This window comes from Microcoleus sp. T3_D1, from assembly GCF_036700405.1.
In the GTDB taxonomy this organism is placed as follows: domain Bacteria; phylum Cyanobacteriota; class Cyanobacteriia; order Cyanobacteriales; family Microcoleaceae; genus Microcoleus.
Genome location: NZ_JAUBOV010000185.1, coordinates 1 through 2,424, shown reverse-complemented (window position 1 = coordinate 2,424; position 2,424 = coordinate 1). Strand labels below are relative to the sequence as shown.

The following is a 2,424-nucleotide window of genomic DNA, read 5'->3' as shown; positions in this document are numbered from 1 at the left end:
CATTAATTGGCGGTGACATTCTACTACAAGGCGGAAATTTAACAGCTTATACCGGACAAATATTACTTGGCAGCGTCAAAAGTCCTGGTTTAGTACAATTTGAACCGACAGCTTTAGGTCTGAATTTAAACTACGGAAATATTCAGAACTTCGGCAATATTGAAATGAACGGTGCATTTATAAATACCAGCGGATTAGGAGGGGGAAAAATTGACATCAGAGGTGGAAACATCGCCGTCAGTAGTTCGGGAATTTATGGACTGACACTGGGAAATATTGATGGTAGAGGCATTGACATCAATGCTCAAAACTTGCGAGTAGAGAGAGGGTCACAAATTTTCACCCCGACAGTGGGAGAGGGGAAGGGGAGCAATATCAACATCCACGCTACTGAGTCAGTAGAAATGATCGGCCTGGGAACTGAAGGCTATCAGCGGTTTTACAGCCAATTTCTGGCATCAGGAACGCTCAATCCTTTTGACCCGCAAATTCTTCTAATCACTGGTACTGTTGGCAATGGAGCCGCCGGAGACATTAACATTGACACCGGACGGCTGCGGCTGCGCGATGGGGTAGTGGGCGGTACCGGCACCCTGGGTGCAGGAAATGGCGGAAATCTGAATATCCGTGCTAACACCGTCGATCTCGTCAGTTCTGCGATCAATAACGGCACAACGACGGAAAGTACCGGCTCTGGCGGAAGCATAACTGTTGACGCACAACGGTTAATCCTGCGCGATGGCTCCAATCTCGTCAGTATTAGCCGCAATAATGGAGCATCGGGGAATATCGCGATAAAAGCGAATGAATCTGTAGAATTGTCGGGGAGCCTCCCTGGAAATGGGGCACAAACTGTACTAGGCACGAACTCTTTCGATGGGAATGGGAAAGCCGGGGATATTACGATCGACACTAAGCGGCTGAGTGTTTCTAATGGAGCTGCAATTACTTTATCGACTGGTGCGATTATTGGTGAAAACGTATTTTCTACCAGTGGGGGGGCTGGAGGAAATTTAACTGTCAGAGCTTCAGAGTCTATAGAAGTGAGCGGCGTGTCTGGAGTTTTGGGGAGTGCGAGCTTCGCACCAAGTGCTCTGGCTACTCAAAGTACAAGCTCTGGTATGGGTGGAGATATCCGCCTCTCTACGCCCATGCTCACTCTAAGAAATGGGGGTATTATTACTGCGGCTTCTTTGGGTGCAGCAGATGCAGGAGATATTACAGTTAATGCCGATCGCACAGAAGTCCAAGGCAGTGGGAATAGCGGTGGGTTCAGCAGTAGAATTGAGGCTTCGGCTGGCAGGGCGCTGAATTTTGTCAATCCCAATGCTACGGCCAATGCGGGTTCGTTGAATCTGAATGCCGATCGACTAATTGTCCGAGATGGAGCTACAGTGACAGTGCAGGCTACGGGAACCGGACGCGCTGGTAATATCAATATTGTCGCAAATTCGATCGCTCTTGATAACAAAGCGATGATTGACGGTACGACTGTATCCGGTACTGGAGCAAATATTAACCTGCAAGCGCGAGACATCCAATTGCGCCGCAACAGCCAAATTACCACCGATGCAGGCAGTTCAGACGGCGGCAATATCAACATCAACAGCGACATTCTTGTCGCCCTCCCGCAAGAAAACAGCGACATTACAGCCAACGCCCGCACAGCAGGCGGCGGCCGCGTCAATATCAATGTCCCCAATGTGTTTGGTTTTACAGCAGTCGGCCGCGAACAAGTCAGAAGCAGGTTGGGGCTCAGTGACGGCGAATTTGCAGCGTTGCAAGTAAGTCCTACTTCTCTAATTCCTAGCAGCGACATCGCCGCCATTTCCCAAAGTAGTGGCCCGGCTTTGCAAGGTAGTGTTACATTTAGTTCTGTTGGAGTGAATCCCGTTCAAGGTTTAGTGGAACTGCCGCAAAATGTGGTCAATCCGGCTGCGTTAATTGCTGCAAATCCCTGCATCGAAGGGGCTGAGAACGAGTTTACTGTGACTGGGCGGGGGGGATTGCCACCGAGTCCTAATGAAGTTCTCAGCAGCGCAGGAGAACCGTTTCCGTGGGTGGAACCAGCGGTAGGTGGAAGTCAGCAAGTAGAAGGTCAAAGAGTATCCAGAGAAATTCGGCCAACAGAAATTATGCCCGCTCAAGGTTGGGTAATGGACGATCGAGGACAAGTGACGCTGGTAGCATATAATTCTGGTGGTGGTGGATCTATTCGCAGTCCGAAACCGACGGGTGTTTGCGTACCTCAATAGGTAATCTTCAGCTTTTAGCTAACCCCTCGCTATTTTCCTAAAAGTAAATTAACCAGACTTAAAAGATGCCCGGCCAATCTTCCGCCCTATTCTTTGCATTATTACTGCTGTGTCCTTTCCCCGGCGTCGCCCAAATCATCCCCGATAATAGCTTGGGTGCAGAAAGTTC

1 protein-coding gene is annotated in these 2,424 nt (G+C 49.5%); it reads left to right on the top strand.

Annotation, left to right across the window (positions count from 1 at the left end; all coding sequences use genetic code 11):
* Positions 1–2,255: S-layer family protein (locus QT992_RS33240; RefSeq protein WP_333378732.1), on the top strand; the 2,255-nt coding region annotated here is incomplete at its 5' end.
* Between the last annotated feature and the right edge of the window lie 169 nt (positions 2,256–2,424).